Source organism: Larsenimonas rhizosphaerae (assembly GCF_026240105.1).
GTDB lineage: Bacteria > Pseudomonadota > Gammaproteobacteria > Pseudomonadales > Halomonadaceae > Larsenimonas > Larsenimonas rhizosphaerae.
Map to the genome: position 1 here is coordinate 250,978 of NZ_JAPIVE010000003.1, position 23,128 is coordinate 274,105.

The following is a 23,128-nucleotide window of genomic DNA, read 5'->3' on the forward strand; positions in this document are numbered from 1 at the left end:
AAAATTACTGTGCTGACGGAGACTCACCGGTTTTGGTCGGATCATCATTACCGTAGGTCGGTGTTGCTTCCATCTCGGCAGAAGCACCCTGCCGACCTGTATTCGTTACCGGTTGCTGCGCAGCGTGATCCGGATTGGCATCGGAGCCTTCATGCTGCATCTGAGCAGAATGCCCCTGACGACCAGTATCCATATTGCCGGTATTGTCACCAATAGTGCTGGGGGTGGTCTTGCCATCAGTAGCAGTATCGGTGGCCTGGCTGCCCATGTATTCCTGACCATCGCCGGTCGGGCTTACGTCATTCGCGCCGGTCTGAGCGGCCATGGCGAATGTCGGTAGTGTAAGTGCTGCGCAGAAGGCAGTAGCTATCAGCTTGTTCATGGTTCCATCCTTAAGCTTCCACGGGAGGTTATCCCCCGTTCAGGGTGCTTGATGCTGCTTGGTGTCGTGGCAGATAGAAGCAGTGTTCATCCTGAACGACCCCTTGAATCAGCTCGACCTTACATGGTCCTTTGCCAACATCCTGTCGGCAGGGAGTGCATCAACTCTATGACTGTAAACCTAGACAAAGCCAGACCAAAAGTCAAAGTTCTGTACAAGATTTCATTGACACAGTATCACCAAGTTATATCGCGCAGTGACGTTGTTTGCACCTTTTTAACCGACTGCAAGACAATTTGTTAAGTGTCATTTCAAACAGTGGCCACATTTTGAAGCCGTCTGGATCAAGCGGGTTAGCGCATGGTTACTCCGCAGCGCATATGGGTGCCCGCCCTCTTCTCGGTACCGTAGTCTCGAGAGCCCTTACAGGATGAGCATCGTGCTGATCTGCGTCATGATCATGTGACGTAAAGATAAAAAAGGCTCGCCGGTGGCGAGCCTTTTTATAGGGAACGGTGTTACTGGCTCAACAACTGTTCCAGCTTGGTAATATCACGCACCGCGCCACGATCTGCTGAGGTAGCCAGCAGTGAGTAGGCCTTGAGAGCAGCCGACACATGTCGGTCCCTGGTGATACCAGGTTTCCAGGCATCTTCGCCGCGATCATTCATCGCCTGACGACGGTGCGCCAGCTCTTCCATGGAAAGATCGACATTGATGGTGCGATTGGGGATATCGATCCTGATCATATCGCCCTGCTCGACCAGACCGATTGCGCCACCGGCAGCCGCCTCAGGGGAAACGTGACCGATCGACAGGCCGGAGGTGCCGCCGGAGAAACGTCCATCAGTCAGCAACGCACATGACTTGCCCATTCCCTTCGACTTCAGGTAGGAGGTCGGATACAGCATTTCCTGCATGCCAGGGCCGCCACGAGGCCCCTCATACCGGATTACGACAATTTCGCCTTCCTTCACCTTGTCATCAAGAATGTGCTCGACAGCCTGATCCTGAGACTCGACCACATGTGCCGGGCCTTCGAACACCAGAATGGAGTCATCAACGCCAGCGGTTTTGACCACGCAGCCACTCTCGGCGATATTGCCGTACAGCACGGCCAGACCACCTTCACGGGAGAAGGCATTGTCAAGGTTGCGAATACACCCGTTGGCACGATCACCGTCCAGTGACGGCCAACGGGATGACTGTGAAAATGCTTCCTGAGTGCGTACGCCCCCCGGCCCGGCCTTGAAGAAGTCCACTACTTCCGGTGTAGGGTTACGCATGATATCCCACTCATCCAGAGCGGCCTTCAGCGTATCGCCATATACGGTAGGCACCGACGTATCGAGAACACCGGCCCGATCAAGCTCACCCAGAATGGCCATGATGCCACCGGCACGGTGACAGTCTTCCATGTGATACTTCTGCGTATTGGGCGCCAGCTTGCAAAGCTGGGGTACTTCACGTGAAAGCCGGTCAATATCGGCCATTGTGAAATCGATCTCGGCTTCCTGAGCCGCAGCCAGCAGGTGAAGGATCGTGTTGGTGGATCCCCCCATGGCAATATCCAGCGTCATGGCATTTCTGAAGGCTGCCTTCGAGCCGATGGCCCGCGGCAGAAGGTGCGCCTCATTGCCTTCATAATAGCGCTTGGCCAGGTCAACGATACGGTGACCTGCCGTTTCAAACAGCCGCCGCCGATCACTGTGCGTCGCAAGGGTGGTACCGTTACCGGGAAGGGCCAGACCCAGGGCTTCCGTCAGACAGTTCATCGAGTTGGCAGTGAACATGCCGGAACAGCTTCCGCAGGTCGGGCACGCACTGCGTTCGACTTCGTTGAGCGTCTCGTCGTCCACGCTATCGTCGGCCGCCATGACCATGGCATCAACCAGATCCAGACCATGATTCAGCAGTTTGGTCTTGCCTGCTTCCATCGGCCCGCCAGATACGAAGATGACCGGCACGTTCAGCCGCATGGCCGCCATCAGCATCCCCGGGGTAATCTTGTCGCAGTTGGAAATACAGACCAGTGCATCAGCGCAATGGGCGTTCACCATGTACTCCACGCTGTCGGCAATGATGTCGCGACTCGGCAGCGAGTAAAGCATGCCGTCGTGGCCCATGGCGATGCCGTCATCCACCGCGATGGTATTGAATTCCTTCGCCACGCCACCGGCCTTCTCGATTTCACGTGCCACCAGCTGCCCCATGTCCTTCAGGTGAACATGGCCGGGCACAAACTGGGTGAAGGAGTTTGCTACGGCAATAATCGGTTTCTGAAAGTCGTCATCCTTCATGCCGGTCGCACGCCAGAGCGCGCGGGCACCAGCCATGTTACGACCCTGGGTTGTCGTTCTAGAGCGATATTCGGGCATGATGTCCTCATCTTGTTTATTCGTCTGCGCATTATCAGCGTCATGACGGGCAACAGGGTTGCCATGTGTCTCAGCAAAATCATTTTGTCACGGGGCGCGCGCCCTTGACCAGACCAGGAGCACGCAGAGCCGGCAGAAAGCGGTTATGCTCACCTGTGTGTATTCACTGATAATGGAGATTCATGATGTCGACGCCCGTCGTGTTCATTACCGGGGCCACCTCCGGGTTCGGTCGTGCCTGTGCACACCGCTTTGCCAGCGCCGGCTGGGCCCTGATACTGACCGGTAGACGCCAGGAACGGCTTGAAGACCTGAAAACGGACCTGAAAGACAGCGTACCGGTATACAGCGCTGTTCTCGATGTTCGTGACAGCCAGGCCGTGACAGCAATGATCAATGACTTGCCTCCCGAGTTTTCAGACGTTACCTGTCTGGTCAACAATGCCGGTCTGGCGCTGGGCGCCGGGCCCGCACAGGAAGCCAGCCTCGAGGACTGGCATACGGTCGTGGATACCAACATTACCGGCCTGCTCAACGTGACACATGCACTTCTGAACACGCTGATCAGGGTGGGCCGCGGAGCCGCCATCATCAACATCAGTTCAACGGCCGCCCTGTGGCCCTACCCGGGCAGCCATGTCTATGGCGCCTCCAAGGCATTCGTGAACCAGTTTTCCTATAACCTGCGCTGCGACCTCAAGGGCACCGGCGTGCGCGTGACCGATATCGCGCCAGGCATGGCCGAAACCGAATTCACGCTGGTACGCATGAAAGGCGATCATCAGGCCAGTGATAACCTGTACAGCGGTGTTGAGCCCATCCAGCCGGAAGATATTGCCGAGCAGGTATTTTATGCGGCAACCCTGCCGCCACACCTTAATATCAACCGCCTCGAAATCATGCCGGTCTGCCAGTCCTGGGCAGGGCTTGCCGTTGATCGCGAGTAGGAAGTCGGCTTATCCATGAAAAAAAGGCCACCCTGTCGGGTGGCCTTTTGAATGATTACTGCCGGCTATTGCCCGAAGACAATTCGCGATACATCACTGTATCTGGTCGCAAAATGCACGGTCATGCCCTGCTTCAGATACTCGGGCAGTTCGTCATAATCCCGCTTGTTGGCCTGAGGAAGAATCAGCTCGGGGATATCACTGCGGCGTGCAGCAATGACCTTTTCGCGAATCCCACCGACTGGTAATACCTGTCCCGTCAGCGTGATCTCACCGGTCATGGCCAGAGGACGATCAATCTGACGTTCCAGTGCCAGAGAGAGTAGCGCCGTGGTCATGGTAACGCCCGCCGAAGGGCCATCCTTGGGCGTGGCACCTTCCGGCACATGCATGTGTACAAAGGCCTCGTCGAAAAAGCCCTTTGGCGCACCATATTCTTCCAGGTGCGCAACGGCAAAACTGTAAGCCAGATTGGCAGATTCCTGCATTACCTCGCCCAGCTTGCCGGTCAGCTTCAGCCCCCGTGACAGGCTGTGTACACAGCTGGCCTCGATGGGCAGCGTAGCTCCGCCCATGGATGTCCAGGCAAGACCAGTGACTACGCCTTCACCACGCAGTACCTTCTCCTTGCGAAAAATGGGTGCTCCCAGGAACTCCTCGAGGTTATTGACCGACACCTTGACGGTCTCCTCCTCGCTTTCCAGTAACCGCACGGCAGCCTTGCGCACAATGCGGTGAAGCTGCTTCTCGAGCTGGCGCACACCTGATTCACGGGCATAGCCTTCGATGACCTGCTTGAGCGCAGCATTGGTCAGGTTGATGCGCTTTTTGGGGATGTTATTGCGACTCAGAAGACGCGGCCAGAGAAAGTGACGGGCAATGCCGTATTTTTCCTCGGCAATGTAACCGGAGAGTCGAATCTGCTCCATTCGGTCCAGCAATGGCCCGGGGATGGTATCCAGCTGATTAGCCGTGCAGATGAACAGCACCTTCGACAAGTCGAGACGCACATCCAGATAGTGATCCAGGAAATCCGAATTCTGCTCCGGGTCCAGAACCTCAAGCAGGGCCGACGCCGGATCGCCCTGGAAGGACTGCCCCAGCTTGTCGATCTCATCAAGCATGATGACCGGGTTTTGTACCTCGATTTCCTTCAGTGCCTGCACCAGCTTGCCAGGCATTGCACCGATGTAAGTGCGTCGATGCCCCTTGATTTCAGCTTCATCCCGCATGCCACCGACCGAGAAGCGATAGAACTTCCGATCCAGCGCCTCGGCAATGGACCGGCCTATCGAGGTCTTGCCGACCCCTGGTGGGCCCACCAGCAGCAGAATCGAGCCCCCGACATCCCCCTTGAAGGTGCCCTCGGCCAGAAACTCGATGATGCGTTCCTTTACATCATCCAGCCCATCATGATCTCGATTGAGCACACTGCGGGCATGAGGCAGGTCCAGCTGATCCCTTGAGAAGACGCCCCAGGGCAACGAAGTCAGCCAGTCCAGGTAGTTCCGGGTGGTGCCGTATTCCGGGGAGCCGGTTTCAAGCATTCCCAGCTTGTCGAGCTCCTCCTCGATGCGCGTCAGTACTTTCGGCGGGACAACCAGGCCCTCCATTCGCTCCCGGAACGTATCGACATCGTTGTCGCGGTCATCCTTTGAAATGCCGAGTTCCTTCTGAATGACCTTGAGCTGCTCACGCAGAAAGAACTGGCGCTGATGTTCCTGCATCCTGGAATTGACCTGCTCGGAGATTTCACCCTGAAGCTTGGCAACATCGATTTCCTTGCGCAGTAACGGAAGCACCACCTGCATGCGCTCAAGCACCGGCAGGGTTTCCAGCACGCCCTGCAGCTCATGGCCTTCTGCAGAGGTGATGGCAGCCGCAAAATCCGTCAGTGGGCCCGGCTCGTTGGGACTGAAATGGTGCAGGTAATTCTTGAGCTCTTCCCCATAGAGCGGATTGATCGGCAGCAGTTCCTTGATGCCATTGATGATCGACATCGCATAGGCACGCGTCTCGTCGCTGTGCTTATCGAGAGCTTCTCTGGGATACTGCACTTCAACCAGATACGGGGGCGTCCGAGACAGCCAGCGCACAATCCGGAATCGGCGCAGCCCGCGGGCAATGAACTGAATCTGCTCATTGGACTGCTTGGCCTGATGAACCTTCACCGCCGTGCCGACGGTCGGAAAATCATCATCGCTGAGATCGTCAGACTGCCCGTCACCCACAAAAGCCACACCCACCATGTGGTGTGACGTTTTGGCAACGGCCTGCATGGTCTCACCCCAGCGTGCCATGTTGACCAGAAGTGGCTGCACCTGGGCGGGGAAAAAGGGGCGATTATGCAGTGGCAGCAAATAAAGACGCTCGGGAAGCGATTCCTGGCTTGGCACCATGCCCTGGCCGGGAGACGCCGTATCCATCCCGTCATCGTCGATCAGTACTTCAAACTCGTCGTGTTGATCCGTCATGTTCTTCCCTGGTCTGGTGGAGACATGTCATGTCTCGATGAGATCAGCAATATGGGCGATACAGTGTGCAATCAAGCACCCGGATACAAAAACGCGCCCCGAAAGGAGCGCGCAGTAACTCATTGCCATCTCACAGACTAGTTCAAACGCATCAGTCTCTGGTCATTGACTGTCACAACCCCCTGATCAATCCGGAAGACCAGCGTCTGCTGATCAGGTGATAACCCTGCAAACAGCGCTACCAGTGGCGGAGCATGATTCAGCGTAAAGGTGCCATTCAGTCGATTGATCAACGCGTCCTGTCCCTGAGGAGTAGTCAGCGCATCGGCCGGCATGGTGTCGATGCCCTGTCCGTCAAACGTCAGGCGGCCAGTCATGTCTACCGGCTCCTTGACCATCGGGCTTTCAAGGGAGAGGGTCTTGAGGGTAAACACCGGTGACGGTGCCAGCAGCTTGAGTACATGCGGAGATATCGCCGTCAACGTACGCTGCGACGTGATGGCATCCGTATCCTCGAACCACTCCGGATGTTCATTGGCAATGGCCGCAATGGCCTGCCATGCCGTGGCGTCCAGCCCATCAAGCGTGCTTTCAAAGGCGATATCACCCAGCGCCTGTCCCGAGGCTTCAATGCCATTCAGGCTGCCACTGGAATGCTGATTCCACTGGTCATTATCCCTGACTGCTTCCCCGGAAAACTCCAGTGCACCGATCGTGACCGGCATCAACTGACTGGCCGACAGGGTAAGCCCGTCCGAGGTCATGTGATATTTCTGGTGATCCGGGTTATCCCTCGGCCCCTTCTGATCCATCACGAAACGTGACGCGCCGGCCGTCATGGCCCCCTGTGCATCACGATACTCAAGCCCTGCCAGATCCGCCGTGGCGTTGACAGAGGCGTCGGTGTAATCCGCTCTGATCGTCAGCCCGTTGATGTTCATCATCTGAAGCCCGGTATCGGCCTTCATGTCCGGCATCTCAAGCTCGGCCTTGCCGCTCTGATCAAAATGCTTGAGCGTGGCATCGAAATGCGCCTTTTTGCCATCCGCCAGAATATCCGACAGTACCCAGGGCGCATTAGCACCGGTACGCGCATCAAGGGTGCCGTCAAGACCGGTAGAAAGCAGGCCGTGATGAGCCGTCCAGGGCGCCTGCAGGTTCAGGGGAGTAGCCTGGGCATCGGGTTGATAACGGACATTCAACACCCCGGTCGAGGTAAACCAGCCATCATGCCGATCAGCCACGTCCATTGTCATCCCGTTGTCGGCGGCATTGATCTGTTCTACCTGGCGCGTCAACTCCTGGTCAAACCGGTGTGCACTGTAGGCATGCCCACCGACCCACAGGGCTGCACCCACTATAATGACGCCACCCAGTCCATAAACGACCGCTTTTTTCATTTCCCCTCCAGAGACAGACAGCACCGGCTAGTGAAGCCAGAACCACAAATGCATTGTGCTCCAGGCGTACACGCCTGCCAGCACATCATCGAACATGATGCCAAAGCCACCAGCCACCCGGCGGTCTACCGTCCGAATGGGCCAGGGCTTGATCACGTCAAACACACGAAAAATGGCAAATCCCCACAGGGCGGCCTGCCATGAAAATGGCACGGCCGCCATGGTCAGCCAGTACCCGACAAACTCGTCCCATACGATGCCTGAATGGTCATGCACCCCCAGGTCCCGGGAGGTTCGTCCACACAGATAAATGCCCACAATCATCGCCACCAGCACCACCAGCAGGTAGGTCGGCAGTGATAGAAAGCTCAACATCCAGTAAAAGGGAATCGCGGCAAGGGTTCCGAAGGTGCCAGGGGCGAACGGGGCCGCACCACTGCCCAGCCCGAAGGCCAGGAAATGAATCGGGTTGCGCCAGATACTTTTTGGTACAGGCGTCATGAGGCGTCTCCTGCGAAGTGCTGCCAGCCACCGGCAGATGACGGCCCGCCATGAATCCCGGCAGTGGACGTGCACTCCCCGATGGGATAAAGCTTGCCGCCAATCGATGACATTGCCTCGTTGGCTACATCCCACTGCCCCGGCGCAATAGCCAGCAACAGTTCGTAATCATCACCACCATGCCAGACGGCAGCATCTCGGGCGGACTCGGTGGCCGTTGCCAGATCGGGGGCGACAGGTACGGAAGGCATCAACTGCGCCCCCACACCACTGGCCAGACACAGATGCCCCAGATCAGCCCACAGGCCGTCGGAAATATCGAGCCCGGCCGACACCAGGCCTCGCAGGCATTGTCCGGCGGCCACGCGAGGCTCCGGCAGAAGATACGCCGCAATCAGAGGGTGGCCCATGTCGCGTTGCCCCTGCTGCCATAGTTCAAGCCCGCCATGCGCCCCGCCCATCGGGCCGGTGACAGCCAGCACATCTCCAGGACGAGCACCATGGCGACTGATGAGTTCACCGGCAGGTACTTCACCCATCACGGTAATACTGATCGACAGGGGCCCACGCGTCACATCGCCGCCTACCAGCGTAATGCCGTGCAGGTCAGCCAGCCGATGCAACCCGGTGGCAAAGTCATCCAGCCACTCGGCGTCGGCATCGGGTAGCGTCAGGGCAAGTGTATACCAGCGTGGCACCGCCCCCATGGCGGCGAGGTCACTCAGATTGACGGCAAGGGCACGATGCCCGATGGCGTCCGCTGGCGCGTCGGCCGGAAAGTGCACACCCACATTGGAGGTATCCGCGCTGACCACCAGCTGATGGCCCGGACGCGGTGCCAGCACGGCACCATCATCACCGGGACCAAGCACCACGCCGGCAGCATCCTGCTCGTGGCGGGCGTAGCCGTCTGCATCACGCGAACCCAGGGCTCGCACGAAACAGCGCTTGATCAGGTCAAACTCGCCGAGAGCCGCCATCGTCAGCAGGCGATCAACGGCGACGCGCCTTGACTTCAGCACTACGCAGCTGAAGGGCCAGGCGGTCGAGAATGGAATTCACAAACTTGTGGCCATCGGTGGCACCAAAGGACTTGGCAAGCTCCACGCCTTCATTGATGGCCACGCGGTAAGGCACTTCAAGGCGCTTGGCAAGTTCGTAGGCTCCCAGCCGTAGAATCGCCAGCTCGACCTGATCAAGCTCGTCGAGCTTGCGGTCCAGAAGCGGCGAAATCAGCTGGTCAATCTCGGCCTTGAAGCGGGATACGCCCTGCAACAGCTCACGAAACAGCGCGATATCGGCAATTTTCATGACCTCGGCCCAGTTCTCATGAGCAGGCATGTCATCGTCCGGCAACTGGGCGCGAAATTCGGCTTCCAGCTGTGAAATCGGCTTGTCGGTCATTTGCCACTGGTAGAGACACTGTACAGCCAGTTCCCGCGCTGCCCGACGTGCCAGCTGTGCCTTCGAGGGCGCCTTCTGGGGCCTTGGCTGACTCACGCATCACCTCCGATACGCATACCGCCCAACTGACGCAGCAGAGACACCATTTCCATTGCTGCCATGGCCGCTTCCGCGCCCTTGTTGCCTGCCTTGGTACCGGAGCGCTCGATGGCCTGCTCGATGGTATTGACGGTCAGTACGCCATTGGCTATCGGTGTGTCGAATTCAAGCTGCAGCGTATTCATCGCGCTGTTGCACTGACCGGCAATATGTTCGAAGTGCGGCGTACCACCACGGATCACGGCGCCCAGTGCAATGACCGCATCAGGCTCCAGAAAGGTCAGGGCCCGCTTGACCGCCAGAGGCAGCTCCCATGCGCCAGGCACATGGATCAGGTCGATGTTTTCTTCACTGACGCCGTGGCGCACCAGGGCATCAACTGCTCCTTCCACCAGGCTATCCACGACGTGATGGTTGAAACGGCCCACGACGATGGCATAACGCCCGTCGATCTCGGTGAAACGGCCTTCTACTTGAGCAATAGGTTGCATGACACGTATTCCTTGACCGCGGCAACAGCAGGCCGCGGTTCGATGATCCGGTGATAAAGGGAGGCTATTCTACCGGTTGTTGGCCGTCGAGGGTATCGCCACCAAGCTGTTCTATGACTTCAAGGTCAAAACCGGACAGGGCCGAGAAGCGCCAGGGCGAACTGAGCAGTCGCATTTTACCGACACCCAGGTTCCGAAGAATCTGCGCGCCCGTCCCGATGGTCAGGTAACTGCCGCTGCCGTCGGATACGTTATCGCGGGGAACGCGCGTACGTTCAAAAAAGACGTCCAGCTGGTCCTTGAGATCCCCGCCGGTGCTGCGTGTATCCAGCAGCACCATCACGCCCTGCTCGGCCCTGGCCACTTCCATCAGGGCTTCCTGCGCATTCCATCCGGTACGTTGACCACTGCGCTTCAGCATCAACAGATCACGCAGCGGGTCTGACACATGCACCCGAACCGTGGTGATCGTATCCGGCGTCGGCGTCCCCTTGACCAGGGCCAGATGATGGGTATCCAGCGTAGTGTCAAAAAAGCGGTGCAGCCGAAATTCGCCCAGCGTGGTCTCGACGACTTCCTCACCGGCAGGCTCGACCGTTTTCTCGTTCATCATCCGGTAGTGGATCAGATCCGCAATGGTACCGATGCGAATGCCGTGCGCCTCGGCAAAGACTTCAAGCTCGGGGCGACGCGCCATGGAGCCGTCATCGTTCATGATTTCACAGATGACGCCGGTAGGTGAAAACCCGGCCATGGCCGCCAGGTCACATGCGGCCTCGGTATGGCCGGCACGACGAAGTACGCCACCCTCCTCGGCCATCAACGGAAACACATGCCCCGGCTGAACGATATCATCGGCCCGAGCACCACGGGCCGCCGCCGCCCGAACGGTACGCGCTCGATCCGCCGCGGAAATCCCGGTACTTACCCCGGTGGCCGCCTCGATGGAAACGGTAAACTTGGTGCCAAAGCCCGACCCGTTGCGCTTGACCATCAGATCCAGGCCCAGCCGCTCGCACTGGTCACGATGCATCGGCATGCAGATCAGCCCACAGGCATGACGCGCCATGAAATTGATATGGCTGGCCTCGACGCACTCGGCCGCCATGATGATGTCACCTTCGTTCTCGCGATCCTCATCATCCATGAGAATCACCATCTTGCCTTGCCGAATGTCGTCGACCAGGTCCTGAATGCGTGAAAGGGCCATGCTTGCTCCTTGTCGGGCTGTGAACGCCACACCGGCGGACAGCCTACCTGCCGGGCGGCCGGGCTGCCAACCTTGCAGCAATACCGGGTTACCCCTGTATACGGGGCCGGGCGAGAATACGCCAGTCGTCACCGAACGCACGAACATCTTCGATATGAAGATGACGCTGATGTGCCATGGCAGTCATGCCCGCCATCGAAAACAGCGGACGAGCCTCGGGCCCGAGCAGTGTCGGCGCCATGAAAAGATGCATCTCATCAACCAGACCGGCCTCCAGCGCTGCGCCGGCCAGCGTGGCGCCGGTTTCAAGCAGGATGTCATTGCAGGCTTCCTGCTGACCCAGATAGCGCCACAGCGCCTCAAGATCCACCTGGCCATCCGGGGTTGCCGGCAGAACAATACAACTGGCACCAGCACGTTCCAGCACCTGCCGCTTTGTCTCATCGGTGGAAATCGTTGCGATCAGCGTGCGACCGGGCTCGCTCAGGCAACGGGCTGCCACCGGCATTCGAAGATGGGTATCCACAACCACACGAAGCGGCTGACGGTAAGGTCGACCCGCAGGCACGGGCACCGCTGGCTCACCCGCCTCGGGCAGGCGCACGGTGAGGCGGCTATCGTCGTACAGGATAGAATCAATGCCCGTCACCACGGCGCTGGACAGTGCACGCAGGCGTTGCACTTCATCACGGGCCGCCGGGCCGGTAATCCACTGGGACTCCCCGCTGGCCATCGCGGTGCGGCCATCCATGCTCATGGCCATCTTGAGGCGCGTAAAGGGCCGACGTCCCGTCATTCGTGCCACAAACCCTCGGTTCAGGGCCATGGCATCGGCTTCAAGCACCCCACGCACAATCTCGATACCTGCATCTTCACACATTCTGAAGCCACGTCCGGCGACCTGCGGATTGGGGTCCTGCATGGCCACCACCAGCCGGACAATACCGGCATCGACAAGCGCCTGAGAACAGGGTGGCGTGCGACCGTGATGCGAGCACGGCTCCAGCGTTACATAAGCGGTAGCACCGCGCGCCTGGTCTCCTGCATCGTGCAGGGCGTTGACTTCTGCATGGTTCTCTCCCACCCAAAGGTGCCAGCCCTCGCCCACAATCTGGCCATCCCTGACCAGCACGCAGCCGACGCACGGATTGGGAGCGGTAGTGTAGCGGCCTCGTTCTGCCAGCCGCAGGGCGTGCGCCATATAGAGAGCGTCCATTTCAAACTGACCGGACATTACAGTGGGTTCCTGAAAGCAGGCGACGCATTCACGTGCACCGCCTGAATAAACAAATGAGCTTTCTGCGACAACGTGTCGCTATGAAAGGTCGCCGGTTAAGCGTTCAATTTCCGCTCGGAATTCGTCCAGATCCTGAAACCGACGATAGACCGAGGCAAATCGAATATAGGCCACCTGATCCAGTCGCCGAAGCTGCTCCATGACCTGCTCGCCGACAATGCGCGCCGCCACTTCACGTTCGCCGCGCGCCCGCAGGTTCTGACGGATGCGAAGTATGGCTGCTTCAATGCTCTCGGCGCTGACCGGTCGCTTTTCCAGCGAGCGCATCATGCCGGCACGCAGCTTGTCTTCATCAAAGCTTTCACGTGACCCGTCGCCCTTGATGATGCGCGGCATGATCAGTTCGGCGGTTTCATAGGTAGTAAAGCGCTCGCCACAGGCCAGGCACTGGCGGCGGCGACGCACCTGGTCACCGTCGGCTACCAGACGGGAGTCGGAGACCTTGGTTTCGTGTGTACCGCAAAATGGACAGTGCATCGGCAGACTTCCGATGAAAAAAAGAGAAAACAGCCCGGGCAGGGCCTGAACGCTACCAGCCCCCGAGCCACGATGAGGCTCATTGTAACCGCCCGGACCCCGTGGGGAAAATTGCGTCACTGTGCATCAATGCATATTGCGCCGGAATTGATTCAACACACTTCTGCTCAAGGAGCATTTCATGGATATTCTTTCCTGGTTTTTTACCGGCATTCTGACCGGCCTGATGTTTAACGTGGTGGTACCACAACGCATCATGCTCGGTTTTCTGGGCAGCATGGGGGCCGGCGCCCTCGGTGGCACGGGGCTTGCCTTCATCGCGTCGCTGGCAGGCCTTCTGCCGGAAGGTGAATTCAGCCAGCTGGGGATTGCCCTGGCCTTTGCAGGAGCCATGGGACTCAACATGCTGTCCTGCATATTTCGTCTGTCGACGGGCCGCTGACGTCGACAAGGCCACACCTACCGCGTATCTTGCTGGCAGGTGCTGACATCTGTCAGCACCGCCCTGGACTGACACGGAGGTGAGTATGGGCATTATCGCATGGATTGTATTTGGCCTGATTGCAGGCGCTATCGCCAAACTGCTGATGCCGGGCAAGGATCCGGGTGGCTTCATCATCACGATCGTCATCGGTATCCTGGGTGCCGTGGTCGGAGGCTGGATCGGTACCGCACTCGGCATGGGCGGTGTCAGCGGGTTCAACTTCGGCAGCTTTGTCGTCGCGGTGCTCGGTGCCATTGTACTGCTGGTGCTTTATCGCGTCGTTCGTCGCTGATCGAGTACCCGCTGAATGAAAACGCCCGGCCAAAATGGCCGGGCGTTTTCATTACAGAACAATAACTCAAGAGGCTGCGCGCTTGTCCTTTCTGCTTTTGGCAAGGCTGGCCACCGTGGTGATGATCAGCACGCCAATGATAATCGACAGGGACAGCCAGGTGGAAATATGCGGCACCCAGGTAATCGACTCGCCATTATTGAGAAACGGCAGCGTGTTTTCCGACATGGCATGAAAGACAAGCTTGACCCCGATGAATGCCAGGATCGCTGACAGCCCGACCCCCAGGTACACCAGCCGGTCCAGCAGGCCACCCAGCAGAAAATACAGCTGCAGCAGGCCCAGCAAGGCAAAGGCATTGGTGGTAAAGACAATGTAGGGTTCCTGCGTCAGGCCATAAATCGCCGGGATCGAGTCCAGTGCAAACAGTACATCGGTCAGTCCCAGCGCCAGCACAACCAGAAACAGCGGTGTCATGACCCGCTTGCCGTTTTCCCTGGTGAACAGGGCATTGCCATGAAACTGCTCCGTCATCGACAAATGTTTCTCGGCAAACTTCACGATCAGATTCGGCTCGTATTCCTCTTCTTCCTTGCCATGCGCCATGCTTTCCATTGCCAGCTTGACCGCGGTATACAAAAGGAACAGGCCAAAGATGTAGAACACCCAGCTGAATTCGTTGATGGCAGCCGCCCCGACAGCGATGAAGATACCGCGCAGGACAAGAGCAATGATAATGCCGATCAGCAGGGCTTTCTGTTGGTACTGCCGTGGCACATTGAATTTCGCCATGATGATGGCAAAGACAAAGAGGTTATCCACCGACAGGCTTTTCTCGGTGATGAAGCCCGCCAGAAACTCCCCGCCGTGGCCGTGGCCCCAGAAGCGCCAGACACCGGCACAGAACACCAGGGCCAACGCAATATAAAACAGCGACCAGAGCGCTGCCTCCTTCATGGAAGGCGTATGGGCCTTGCGGGTATGTGCAAGAAAATCAAATAGAAACAGGGCGGCAAAGCCCCCGATGGTTACTTCCCAGATCCAGGCAGGTACATGCACAGCACATTACTCCGGTGAGTCAAAAAAAATCCGACACCTGGCCGGACCGGCTACCGGAGGTCTCTCCCGCAGCCCTGAGGCTGCCAAAGGCACCGGGGGGTTAACCCGTGATGACGGCACCTTCGCGCGTGACAAGCACGACCTGGAATACTCCCCTCCTGACGCTCGGCAAGTCTCCATGAGTCCTTATCCACATGCAAGGTGCTTCAGCTTAATACCTGGCCAATGGTCGTACAGGGCCTTTTGCCGGGCTACAGTAAAAGGGCAGCAAGACGCCATCCATAACAACAAGGCACCAGGAGCTTCCCATGGGCGCACGTGAATACACGGTTTCCCCATTATCCGAAGATGCATTTACCGACCGGGCACGAACACTGCTTGAATATGTGTACGGCGAAGAGCGCTCTGAATCCATACTTCGCCGCCTTTTGCAGCTGATTGACGGCTATCGTGGTCACTTCGACAATACACCGCGACCGCTGTGGAGCGAAAAGAGCCAGTTTCTCATTACCTACGGCGATACGATCAAGTCGGCCGATGCCGAGATTTTTCCGCTTGATGAGCTGTATCGTTTCCTGAACGAGCGGCTGGCCGACACCTTCAGTGCGGTCCATATCCTGCCCTTCTTCTCCTGGAGCTCCGACGACGGATTTTCCATCAAGCATTATCGGGAAGTCAGTCCTGATCTTGGCGGCTGGTCGGATGTGCGCCGCATAGCCGAAGGGCACAACCTGATGGTGGATCTGGTCATCAACCATGTGTCCAGGGAGTCCCTGTGGTTTGCCGACTACATTGCCGGGACGCAACCCGGTCGTGACTACTTCATCGAGCTGCCTCCCGAGACCAACGTATCGCTGGTGACTCGCCCGCGCAACACTCCCCTGCTGGTGCCGGTATCCACCCGGCGTGGCACTCGCCATGTCTGGGCGACCTTTTCCGAAGACCAGATCGATCTGAACTTTGACAACCCCGATGTACTGATCGAAATGTTCGGCGTACTGCTTGGTTACCTGGAACAGGGCACTCGTATCGTGCGCCTGGACGCCATCGCCTTTCTGTGGAAGGAGCTGGGCACACCCTGCATTCACTTGCCCCAGACCCATGCCATTGTGCAGTTGATTCGTGCCCTGTTTGATTATCTGGTACCAGGCGTGCTGCTGATTACCGAAACCAATGTGCCCCATCATGAAAACCTCAGCTACTTTGGCGACGGGGATGAAGCCCATATGGTTTATCAGTTCACGCTGCCGCCACTGCTGGTACATACCCTGACCACCGGCGATGCCGGTCCGCTGACCGAATGGGCTGCTACCCTGCCGCCGCTGCCGCCGGGCTGTACCTACTTCAATTTTACTGCCAGCCACGACGGCATCGGGGTACGTGCCCTGGAGGGCCTGCTGCCGGAACACGATATCAGCCAGATGCTTGAGCTGATGAAGCGCTTTGGCGGGCATGTCAGCATGAAAAGCAGCCCGGATGGCACGGACTCCCCCTACGAAATCAACATCACCTATTTCGACGCCATGAAAGGGACGCGCAAGGGCGAAGACCCATGGCAGATCGGGCGTTTTCTGTGCAGCCAGACCATCATGCTCGGGCTGCAGGGTATTCCCGGCATGTATCTGCACAGCCTGACGGCCTCAGCCAATGACTACAACGGCGTCCAGCACACCGGCAAGCTACGCAGCATCAATCGGCGCAAATGGCAGCGAGACCAGCTTGAGCCCCTGCTCGACTCCCCCACGACGCCTACCCGCATCGTGTTTGATACCCTGACGAAGCGGCTCCAACTGCGCCGGGAAGAGCCCTGCTTTCACCCGGATACCCCGCAGAAGATCCTCGATATCGCACCTCAGGTCTTTGCCTTCCTGCGCGGCCCTACCAGCGAGGGTCGCAAGCTGCTGGCGCTGCATAACGTATCGGACCAGCCTCAGGTGATAATCCTGCCAGAGGCATTGCAGCACGAATACTGGCGCGATCTGACCGATAACCTGTCGGAACCCAACGCGACGCAACTGTTGCTGAAGCCCTATCGAAGCGCCTGGCTGGTGAACGACGGCCGGCCCTGATCGCCCATGAAAAACGCCCCTTCAGGGGCGTTTTTCATGCTCGGGCAACGAATTGCGTCATACTTCACCGCGATTATCCAGATCCACCGCCTGCTGCATGTGATCCAGAATCGCCGGAAAGGCAGACTGCACACGACTCCAGCTCGGAATGAACGGCTTGTCCCGCGGGTTTTCCAGAAATGCCGCCCCCGCATCCATGATGGCCTGCGCGAAGAGTTCGACGGCCTGCTCCTCGCTGTGGCGGTCTACCTTGAGGCCATTCATCATGGCATCGTTGTAATAGGTTTCGATCAGATCCAGCGCAGTCCGATAATACGTCGCCTTGAGGGTACGGAAATCCTCTTCCTGAATACGTACTCCAAGTGTCGCCAGCTTGCGATACAGCGCCTTGGCGATATCGATGCTCATTCGGTTCAGGCCGCCATTGGCATCGTCTGCCGACAACGGCTGATGCTTGTGATCATAGGTATCGGCAATATCCACCTGACACAGGCGCTTGGTCGAATAGTTCCGGTGCACCTCGGACAGCACGCCAATTTCAAGCCCCCAGTCGCTGGGAATCCGGATGTCGTTCAGCACGTCCGAGCGCATCGAAAACTCACCCGACAACGGGTATCGATAACTGTCCAGATAGTCCAGATAATCCAGCGGCCCGTAGAGTTTCTTGAGCGCACGCAGCATCGGCGTCACCATCAGCCGTCCGACGCGGCCGTTCAACCGGCCGCTGGCTACTCGAGCGTAATAGCCCTTGCAGAACTGATAGTTGAACTGGGGATTGGCAATCGGATACATCAGCCGGGCCAGCAGGGAACGGTCATAGGTCACGATATCGCAGTCATGCAGGCCAATCGCCTCGGATTTGCCGGAAGCCAGCGCATAACCGGAGCAGAACCAGACGTTACGCCCCTTCCCGGGCTCCTGCGGCGATAGCCCCTCCTTCGCCAGCTCCTTGTCGATGGCCTTCAGGCGCGGGCCGTCATTCCATAAGATCCGGTGATGCTGGGGCAGGCGGGAGAAAAACTCGCGAGCATGCAGGAACTGGTCCCGATTGGCACGATCAAGCCCGATGATGATCTCACCGATATAATCCACCTTGCTCAGCTCATCGACGATATTCGACAGCGCCGGTCCTTCAAGCTCGGAATAAAGGGACGGAAGAATCAGCCCCATGGGACGTTTTCGAGAGAACTGCCTTAACTCGCTTTCAAGCGCAGCGACCGGCCGGTCGCCCAGGTTATGAAAGTTGGTAATGATGCCATTTTGATAAAAATCACTCATCCAGCGTGCTCCCTTCGAGGCTGATCCAGTGCGTCAATCCTTCATCCCAGCCGGCGGGGCCGGACGCACGGGTGAAATAACAGTGGGCGTTGTCCACCTCAAGCACCTGCCCATGAGGGGCATGAATGGCAACGGCCATATCGCAGGCCTCAAGCATCGAGACATCGTTGGGCCCATCCCCCAGCCCGATCGTGCAGGGGCGCTCCTGGTGCAGGACCTCACGTCGGGACGTCAGCCAATGAACCGCGCGGCCCTTGCCCGCCTCATCCCCCATGACATGGTAAAACCGCCCGCCACGGGTCAGGGTGAGTCCGAACCCGGTGAGCACCTGCTGAAAATGCACCAGACGTCCGGGGGTATCCTCCCAGACCAGCGGCTCCGATCCCTGACGCTGTTTGGCCAGCGCTGCCCTGTCCCTTGAAAGTGCGGTGCGCTCGGCCACCTCGTCAGTGTCCATATCGCTGAAGCAACGAAAGCTCAGGCCTTCGTTCTCGCGAATAGCGGCCAACACGCTCACGATTCGATCGTGACTGGCCCCCAGAGGAAGGTGCGCCCACTGCTCGGCAGTGGCCGTTTCATCCACACACCATTCGGGAGGAAGAACCACGACACTGCCGTTTTCAACGGTATAGGGGGCGTAAAGGTCCAGTTCATGACGAAGCTGCTCTACTTCAGCTGCCGTTTTACTGGTATTGATGATGACGGGAACAGCCGCATCACGCAGACGTGCAAGCCATGGCTCTGCTGGAGACCAGTCATAGCTTTCGTGGTCCAGCAGCGTCCCGTCCAGGTCGGTATAGATGAGCAGGGGATCATTCAACGAAACCATATATGCGCCTTTGTTTATGATCTTGTCGGCGTCAGCCAATAAGCAGAATAGCCGTGAAGCGGCGCAAGGGAAACGTCAACGCATCATGCAGAAAGCCCTCATCTGTGGCGCACGGCCATCAGCGCTCGCACACCCGCCAGAGTCGCAGCATCACTGGATACCATGCGCACTCCAATGCCACGTCGCAACAGGGCGGTTTCATACAGCGGCGACAGGCCGGAGGCCCCCACCAGTACGATCTCCTGCTCGGCACTCAATGCCCTCATGGCCTCTACTTCCGCCCCGATCAGTACACCGGAGAGAAAGCTGCCTACCTCGTCGGCTTCCAGGCCGGCATACAGATGGCGGCTGCGGGCTTCAAACAGGGCATGCAGCACTCCCCCCTCACCTTCGGAGCGCTCAAGGCCCAGCCGGAAGGCATCTTCATTCAGCGGCGCATCATCCCGGGCAGGCTCCCCCGGCAGGGTATGAAACCGAACGGCATGATAAAGCTCGCCAGTCATGGCCGTCGTAAACCTTATCAGCGCGTCCCCTGAAAGCGTTGCCCACTTGCTATGGGTTCCCGGCAGACAGAACCAGCAGGCCGATTCGCCCAGCAGCGCCCGCGCGCCGAATATCTGAATTTCTTCACCGCGCATGACATCCACATTGCCACTGGCCTCCGTATCCACCCATTTGGCGCCAGGAATAATCCAGCTGTTCTCCATGCCAGGTGCATCAATGCAGTGATCGGCCAACGACTCGAGCGTTACCGGCAGGGAAAGCTGCGGCGCCTCACGCCAGCCTCGTGCAGCACCCACCATCCCGGCCAGATATACCGGCACATCACCTCCGGCGCGCCACTCACCCAGCTGGCGCGCGCAGTAGTGTGGAAACTCGTCGCGATTCAGCGCCTTGATGCCCGCCTCGGCGCGGCGATCATCAAGGCACTCACCCGTGGCAGCATCCACCAGGAAGGCCCTGAAATTACTGGTCCCCCAATCCACCACAATATAGCGCGGGGCCTGACTCACTGATCACACTCCCGTTGCTGGGCTTCAACCTGACCGGCCAGCTCCTGCAGGCGATCCCATTCCGCGACAATCTCGCAGGCGGTCTGCCCGACCTCACGTGCCGACCTGCCCGGGGCATACAGCATGCTGCCAAAGCCAAACCCGTTGACGCCTGCGGCGTGCCACTCCCCCATGCTGGTAATGCCGACACCGCCCACGGCCATGACCGGAACGGTCGGCGGCAGTACGGATTTGATGTCCTTCAGAAAATCACAGCCCAGACGCGCCGCGGGAAACAGCTTGAGGCCACTGGCACCATGCTTGATGGCGCTGAACGCCTCGGAGGGTGTTGCGCACCCGATCAGGCTGTAAAGCCCGGCGTCATCGGCTGCTTCAATGACCTCCGGATCCGTATTGGGCGTCACCACCAGCTCACCTCCCATCTCGGCCAGCCGCTTTACATCTGCAGGATGAAGCACCGTACCGGCCCCAACCACCACATCAGCGGGGACACGCTTGATCAGCGTCTCGATGGAAGCCCAGGGCGAGGGAGAATTCAGCGGAACTTCGATCAGCTTGATACCGGCCTCGACCAGTGCATCGCAAACCTCTTCCACCTCGGACGGCTTGATTCCCCGAAGAATCGCGACCAGCGGGCGTGACTTGAGTGCATCATGAAAAGCGGTCATTCACTTGCTCCTGTTCAGGTTTCAAAAGGCCCCGCCGTGACAGGGCCTTTTCACATTCAGTGTTTACCACTCGGCAATGCTGCCATCCTCGTGGGTCCAGACCGGATTACGCCAGCGATGCCCGACCTTTGAGCGCTCCTCGACAAAGGCCTCATCAATTTCGACCCCAAGCCCGGGCCCTTCGGGGATATCCAGATAACCATCGGTAATGGTCAGAGCAGTCTTGTCGACCAGGTAATCCAGGACGTCATTGCCCTTATTGTAGTGGATCCCCATGCTCTGCTCCTGAATGAAGGCGTTGTGCGACACTGCGTCCAGGTGCAGGGAAGCAGCCAGGGTCAACGGCCCCAGCGGGCAGTGAGGGGCCAGCGCCACATCATGACAGGAAGCCAGCGCGGCAATCTTCATCCCCTCGGAAATACCACCGCAATGTGACAGGTCGGGCTGAATGATATCGATCATGCCGTCCGCCAACAGGTCACGGAACTGATACCGGGTATGCAACCGTTCCCCGGTCGCCAGGGGATAGCTCAGCCCACCGGCAATGTGCTTGAGCGAGGGTAAATGCTCAGGCAGCACCGGCTCCTCAACAAACATCGGGCGATACGGCTCCAGTTCCTTGAGTAGAATTTTGGCCATGGGCCGGTGCACGCGGCCGTGAAAATCAATGCCGATACCGATATCCATTCCCACGGCTTCACGCGCTTCGGCGACACGGGCCACGGCCTCATCTACCTTGGTATAGCTGTCGACCATGGCCATTTCTGCCGTACCGTTCATCTTGAACGCCGTAAACCCCTTCTCGACCAGCGCCCTTGCACCCGCGCCAACATCCTGGGGCTTGTCCCCACCGGTCCAGGCATACATCCGCATCCTGTCGCGTACCCGCCCACCCAGCAGCTGATACACCGGCACCCCCAGATCACGGCCCTTGAGGTCCCACAGTGCCTGGTCAATTCCGGCAATGGCACTCATCAGAATCGGGCCACCACGGTAAAACCCGGCGCGATACAGGGTATTCCACAGATGCTCGATGCGCCGCGGATCCTGGCCGATCAGATAGTCTTCCAGTTCGTGCACCGCCGCCTGTACCGTCGCGGCACGCCCCTCAATGACAGGCTCTCCCCACCCGTATACACCTTCATCGGTTTCTATCTTCAGAAACAGCCAGCGCGGGGGCACTTGCCAGGTCTTGAGTCGCGTAATCTTCATGGGTACCTCTCAGTAGGTAATAACAGGTCAGCCATCATCCTGGCCGATATCAACACCTCAGAACGCCACGGCATTCGTGGCGAGATCTGCTGCCGTGCGATCCAGCATGGCCTGCGTGGCCTCGCCTGCCTGTCGACGCTCACGCAGGCGAATGGCTTCAAACACGCGACGATGGCACGCGACGCTTTCGAGCAGGCTGTCAGTCGTACGATTGGTGCGGGCCACCTGAGCCAGGATGATGGGTTTCAGTACGTGGGAAAGTTGTGTCCAGATGACGTTATGTGTTGCGGCGTACACCGCTTCATGGAATGCCACATCGAATACGTCAAACAGGGGGTCAATATGCCCCGTATCCGAGGTGTGCCAGGCCGCCTCCATGCCTGACAACGCATCTTCAATGGCGTGCAAATCGGCAGCACTGGCGCGTGTGGCGGCTTCCATGGTGACAAATGGCTCAACCGAGGCTCGAAAATCGAGCAGATCCTGCATGTAGAACTGTCCTGCTTCGCTATAAAGCGTCAGCCAGTGCGTAACACGCGGGTCCAGCAGCTGCCATTCTCGAGGATCACGGACCCGAGTCCCCTGCCCGGAAATGCGCACCAGAATGCCGGTATCCGCCAGCGTTTGAAGGGCACTTCGGGCTGTGCTGCGGCTGACGTTATAGGTATGGCAAATATCCACTTCACGAGGCAGAAATTCGCCCGGAGCATATTCACCGGTAAAGATGGAACGCGCCAACTGCTCCAGCAGATCATCACGGTTAAAGGCGCCCTGCATGAGACCAACCCTGTCAGGAAAAGAGCTATAGAAATAACGTATGTCGGACATACTGGCAACCGTTTCAGTCCTGGACAATAGTGGCGTCCATGCATGTCTGACTACAAGACGATCAACACCATACGCCGCAGCTTCTTCTTGACCATGGATAAAATACTGCTCGACAACCTGAAGCACTGTCTCTTTTATTTTAAAAACCAATAAAAAAAAGGACATAAAAAAAGCCCCTTCAGGGGCTTTTTAATATTAAATCATTCAATCATTTATCAGCACATCTGGCTGATCGGGCTGTGATGGCTACCGCCATGATCATCATGGGTTCTGTCGTTAGCCATGATACCGCCGAAGATTAAAACAAAGAGAAATACGATGCCGATCTGACCCATG

Annotated in this window: 22 protein-coding genes; 4 read left to right on the forward strand and 18 right to left on the reverse strand. The window is 58.2% G+C overall.

Annotation, left to right across the window (positions count from 1 at the left end; translation table 11 throughout):
* Window positions 1-4: 4 nt before the first annotated feature.
* Together OQ287_RS11210 and ilvD are read right to left on the reverse strand one after the other, a co-directional pair.
* Window positions 5-382, reverse strand: a complete 378-nt coding sequence (locus OQ287_RS11210; RefSeq protein WP_250939242.1) for a hypothetical protein — start codon at window positions 380-382, stop codon at window positions 5-7.
* A 518-nt stretch (window positions 383-900) separates the two neighbouring features.
* Window positions 901-2,760, reverse strand: a complete 1,860-nt coding sequence (ilvD, locus tag OQ287_RS11215; protein WP_265896471.1) for a dihydroxy-acid dehydratase — start codon at window positions 2,758-2,760, stop codon at window positions 901-903.
* A gap of 182 nt (window positions 2,761-2,942) precedes the next feature.
* On the opposite strand from ilvD, the gene OQ287_RS11220 reads away from it, so the two are divergent.
* Window positions 2,943-3,707 carry an SDR family NAD(P)-dependent oxidoreductase gene (locus tag OQ287_RS11220; RefSeq protein WP_265896472.1) on the forward strand — a complete coding sequence of 255 codons (765 nt, stop codon included), beginning with the start codon at window positions 2,943-2,945 and terminating at the stop codon, window positions 3,705-3,707.
* Between the two features lie 65 nt (window positions 3,708-3,772).
* On the opposite strand, the gene lon is transcribed toward OQ287_RS11220, so the two are convergent.
* The 9 genes from lon to nrdR all read right to left on the reverse strand — a co-directional run bounded on the left by lon (window position 3,773) and on the right by nrdR (window position 13,060).
* Window positions 3,773-6,133, reverse strand: coding sequence for an endopeptidase La (gene lon / locus OQ287_RS11225; protein ID WP_250939382.1), 2,361 nt, complete (start codon window positions 6,131-6,133; stop codon window positions 3,773-3,775).
* A gap of 185 nt (window positions 6,134-6,318) precedes the next feature.
* A complete protein-coding gene (locus OQ287_RS11230; protein WP_265896473.1) occupies window positions 6,319-7,581 on the reverse strand; it encodes a DUF945 family protein in 1,263 nt (420 codons plus the stop codon).
* 27 nt (window positions 7,582-7,608) lie between these two features.
* On the reverse strand, window positions 7,609-8,082 hold the full coding sequence (locus OQ287_RS11235; protein ID WP_250939238.1) for a phosphatidylglycerophosphatase A family protein: 474 nt from the start codon (window positions 8,080-8,082) through the stop codon (window positions 7,609-7,611).
* A complete protein-coding gene (thiL, locus tag OQ287_RS11240) occupies window positions 8,079-9,104 on the reverse strand; it encodes a thiamine-phosphate kinase (protein WP_265896474.1) in 1,026 nt (341 codons plus the stop codon). Before thiL ends, OQ287_RS11235 begins: the two co-directional genes overlap by 4 nt.
* Entirely contained in the window at window positions 9,076-9,582 is a 507-nt protein-coding gene (gene nusB / locus OQ287_RS11245; protein WP_250939236.1) for a transcription antitermination factor NusB, read from the reverse strand. The genes thiL and nusB overlap by 29 nt, the downstream gene beginning before the upstream one ends.
* Window positions 9,579-10,076 carry a 6,7-dimethyl-8-ribityllumazine synthase gene (ribH, locus tag OQ287_RS11250; RefSeq protein ID WP_250939234.1) on the reverse strand — a complete coding sequence of 166 codons (498 nt, stop codon included), beginning with the start codon at window positions 10,074-10,076 and terminating at the stop codon, window positions 9,579-9,581. The genes nusB and ribH overlap by 4 nt, the downstream gene beginning before the upstream one ends.
* Before the next feature lie 64 nt (window positions 10,077-10,140).
* Complete coding sequence (gene ribBA / locus OQ287_RS11255; protein ID WP_250939232.1) at window positions 10,141-11,286, reverse strand: bifunctional 3,4-dihydroxy-2-butanone-4-phosphate synthase/GTP cyclohydrolase II; 1,146 nt, start codon at window positions 11,284-11,286, stop codon at window positions 10,141-10,143.
* 88 nt (window positions 11,287-11,374) lie between these two features.
* Entirely contained in the window at window positions 11,375-12,520 is a 1,146-nt protein-coding gene (gene ribD / locus OQ287_RS11260; protein WP_265896475.1) for a bifunctional diaminohydroxyphosphoribosylaminopyrimidine deaminase/5-amino-6-(5-phosphoribosylamino)uracil reductase RibD, read from the reverse strand.
* Window positions 12,521-12,601: 81 nt separating this feature from the next.
* Window positions 12,602-13,060, reverse strand: coding sequence for a transcriptional regulator NrdR (gene nrdR / locus OQ287_RS11265; RefSeq protein ID WP_250939380.1), 459 nt, complete (start codon window positions 13,058-13,060; stop codon window positions 12,602-12,604).
* A gap of 181 nt (window positions 13,061-13,241) precedes the next feature.
* On the opposite strand from nrdR, the gene OQ287_RS11270 reads away from it, so the two are divergent.
* Together OQ287_RS11270 and OQ287_RS11275 are read left to right on the forward strand one after the other, a co-directional pair.
* The gene (locus OQ287_RS11270; RefSeq protein WP_250939228.1) at window positions 13,242-13,502 is read left to right on the forward strand and encodes a hypothetical protein; all 261 of its coding nucleotides are present in this window, start codon (window positions 13,242-13,244) and stop codon (window positions 13,500-13,502) included.
* An 85-nt stretch (window positions 13,503-13,587) separates the two neighbouring features.
* Window positions 13,588-13,836 carry a GlsB/YeaQ/YmgE family stress response membrane protein gene (locus OQ287_RS11275; RefSeq protein WP_250939226.1) on the forward strand — a complete coding sequence of 83 codons (249 nt, stop codon included), beginning with the start codon at window positions 13,588-13,590 and terminating at the stop codon, window positions 13,834-13,836.
* A gap of 66 nt (window positions 13,837-13,902) precedes the next feature.
* Here the strand turns inward: OQ287_RS11275 and OQ287_RS11280 are convergent, their stop codons facing one another.
* On the reverse strand, window positions 13,903-14,895 hold the full coding sequence (locus tag OQ287_RS11280) for a TerC family protein (RefSeq protein ID WP_250939223.1): 993 nt from the start codon (window positions 14,893-14,895) through the stop codon (window positions 13,903-13,905).
* A 308-nt stretch (window positions 14,896-15,203) separates the two neighbouring features.
* Between OQ287_RS11280 and OQ287_RS11285 the strand changes: the two genes are divergently transcribed.
* Window positions 15,204-16,964 (forward strand): sugar phosphorylase, encoded by a 1,761-nt coding sequence (locus tag OQ287_RS11285; RefSeq protein WP_265896476.1) that lies wholly within the window; start codon window positions 15,204-15,206, stop codon window positions 16,962-16,964.
* Window positions 16,965-17,021: 57 nt separating this feature from the next.
* Here the strand turns inward: OQ287_RS11285 and OQ287_RS11290 are convergent, their stop codons facing one another.
* The 6 genes from OQ287_RS11290 to OQ287_RS11315 all read right to left on the reverse strand — a co-directional run bounded on the left by OQ287_RS11290 (window position 17,022) and on the right by OQ287_RS11315 (window position 22,741).
* Window positions 17,022-18,242, reverse strand: coding sequence for a glycosyltransferase family protein (locus tag OQ287_RS11290; protein ID WP_250939219.1), 1,221 nt, complete (start codon window positions 18,240-18,242; stop codon window positions 17,022-17,024).
* Window positions 18,235-19,071 carry an HAD-IIB family hydrolase gene (locus OQ287_RS11295; protein WP_250939217.1) on the reverse strand — a complete coding sequence of 279 codons (837 nt, stop codon included), beginning with the start codon at window positions 19,069-19,071 and terminating at the stop codon, window positions 18,235-18,237. Before OQ287_RS11295 ends, OQ287_RS11290 begins: the two co-directional genes overlap by 8 nt.
* A 98-nt stretch (window positions 19,072-19,169) precedes the next feature.
* The gene (locus OQ287_RS11300) at window positions 19,170-20,084 is read right to left on the reverse strand and encodes a 2-dehydro-3-deoxygalactonokinase (protein ID WP_265896477.1); all 915 of its coding nucleotides are present in this window, start codon (window positions 20,082-20,084) and stop codon (window positions 19,170-19,172) included.
* Entirely contained in the window at window positions 20,081-20,752 is a 672-nt protein-coding gene (locus OQ287_RS11305; RefSeq protein WP_250939214.1) for a 2-dehydro-3-deoxy-6-phosphogalactonate aldolase, read from the reverse strand. The genes OQ287_RS11300 and OQ287_RS11305 overlap by 4 nt, the downstream gene beginning before the upstream one ends.
* 63 nt (window positions 20,753-20,815) lie before the next feature.
* Window positions 20,816-21,964 carry a galactonate dehydratase gene (gene dgoD, locus OQ287_RS11310; protein WP_265896478.1) on the reverse strand — a complete coding sequence of 383 codons (1,149 nt, stop codon included), beginning with the start codon at window positions 21,962-21,964 and terminating at the stop codon, window positions 20,816-20,818.
* 57 nt (window positions 21,965-22,021) lie between these two features.
* Window positions 22,022-22,741 (reverse strand): FadR/GntR family transcriptional regulator, encoded by a 720-nt coding sequence (locus tag OQ287_RS11315; RefSeq protein WP_265896479.1) that lies wholly within the window; start codon window positions 22,739-22,741, stop codon window positions 22,022-22,024.
* Window positions 22,742-23,128 lie beyond the last annotated feature (387 nt).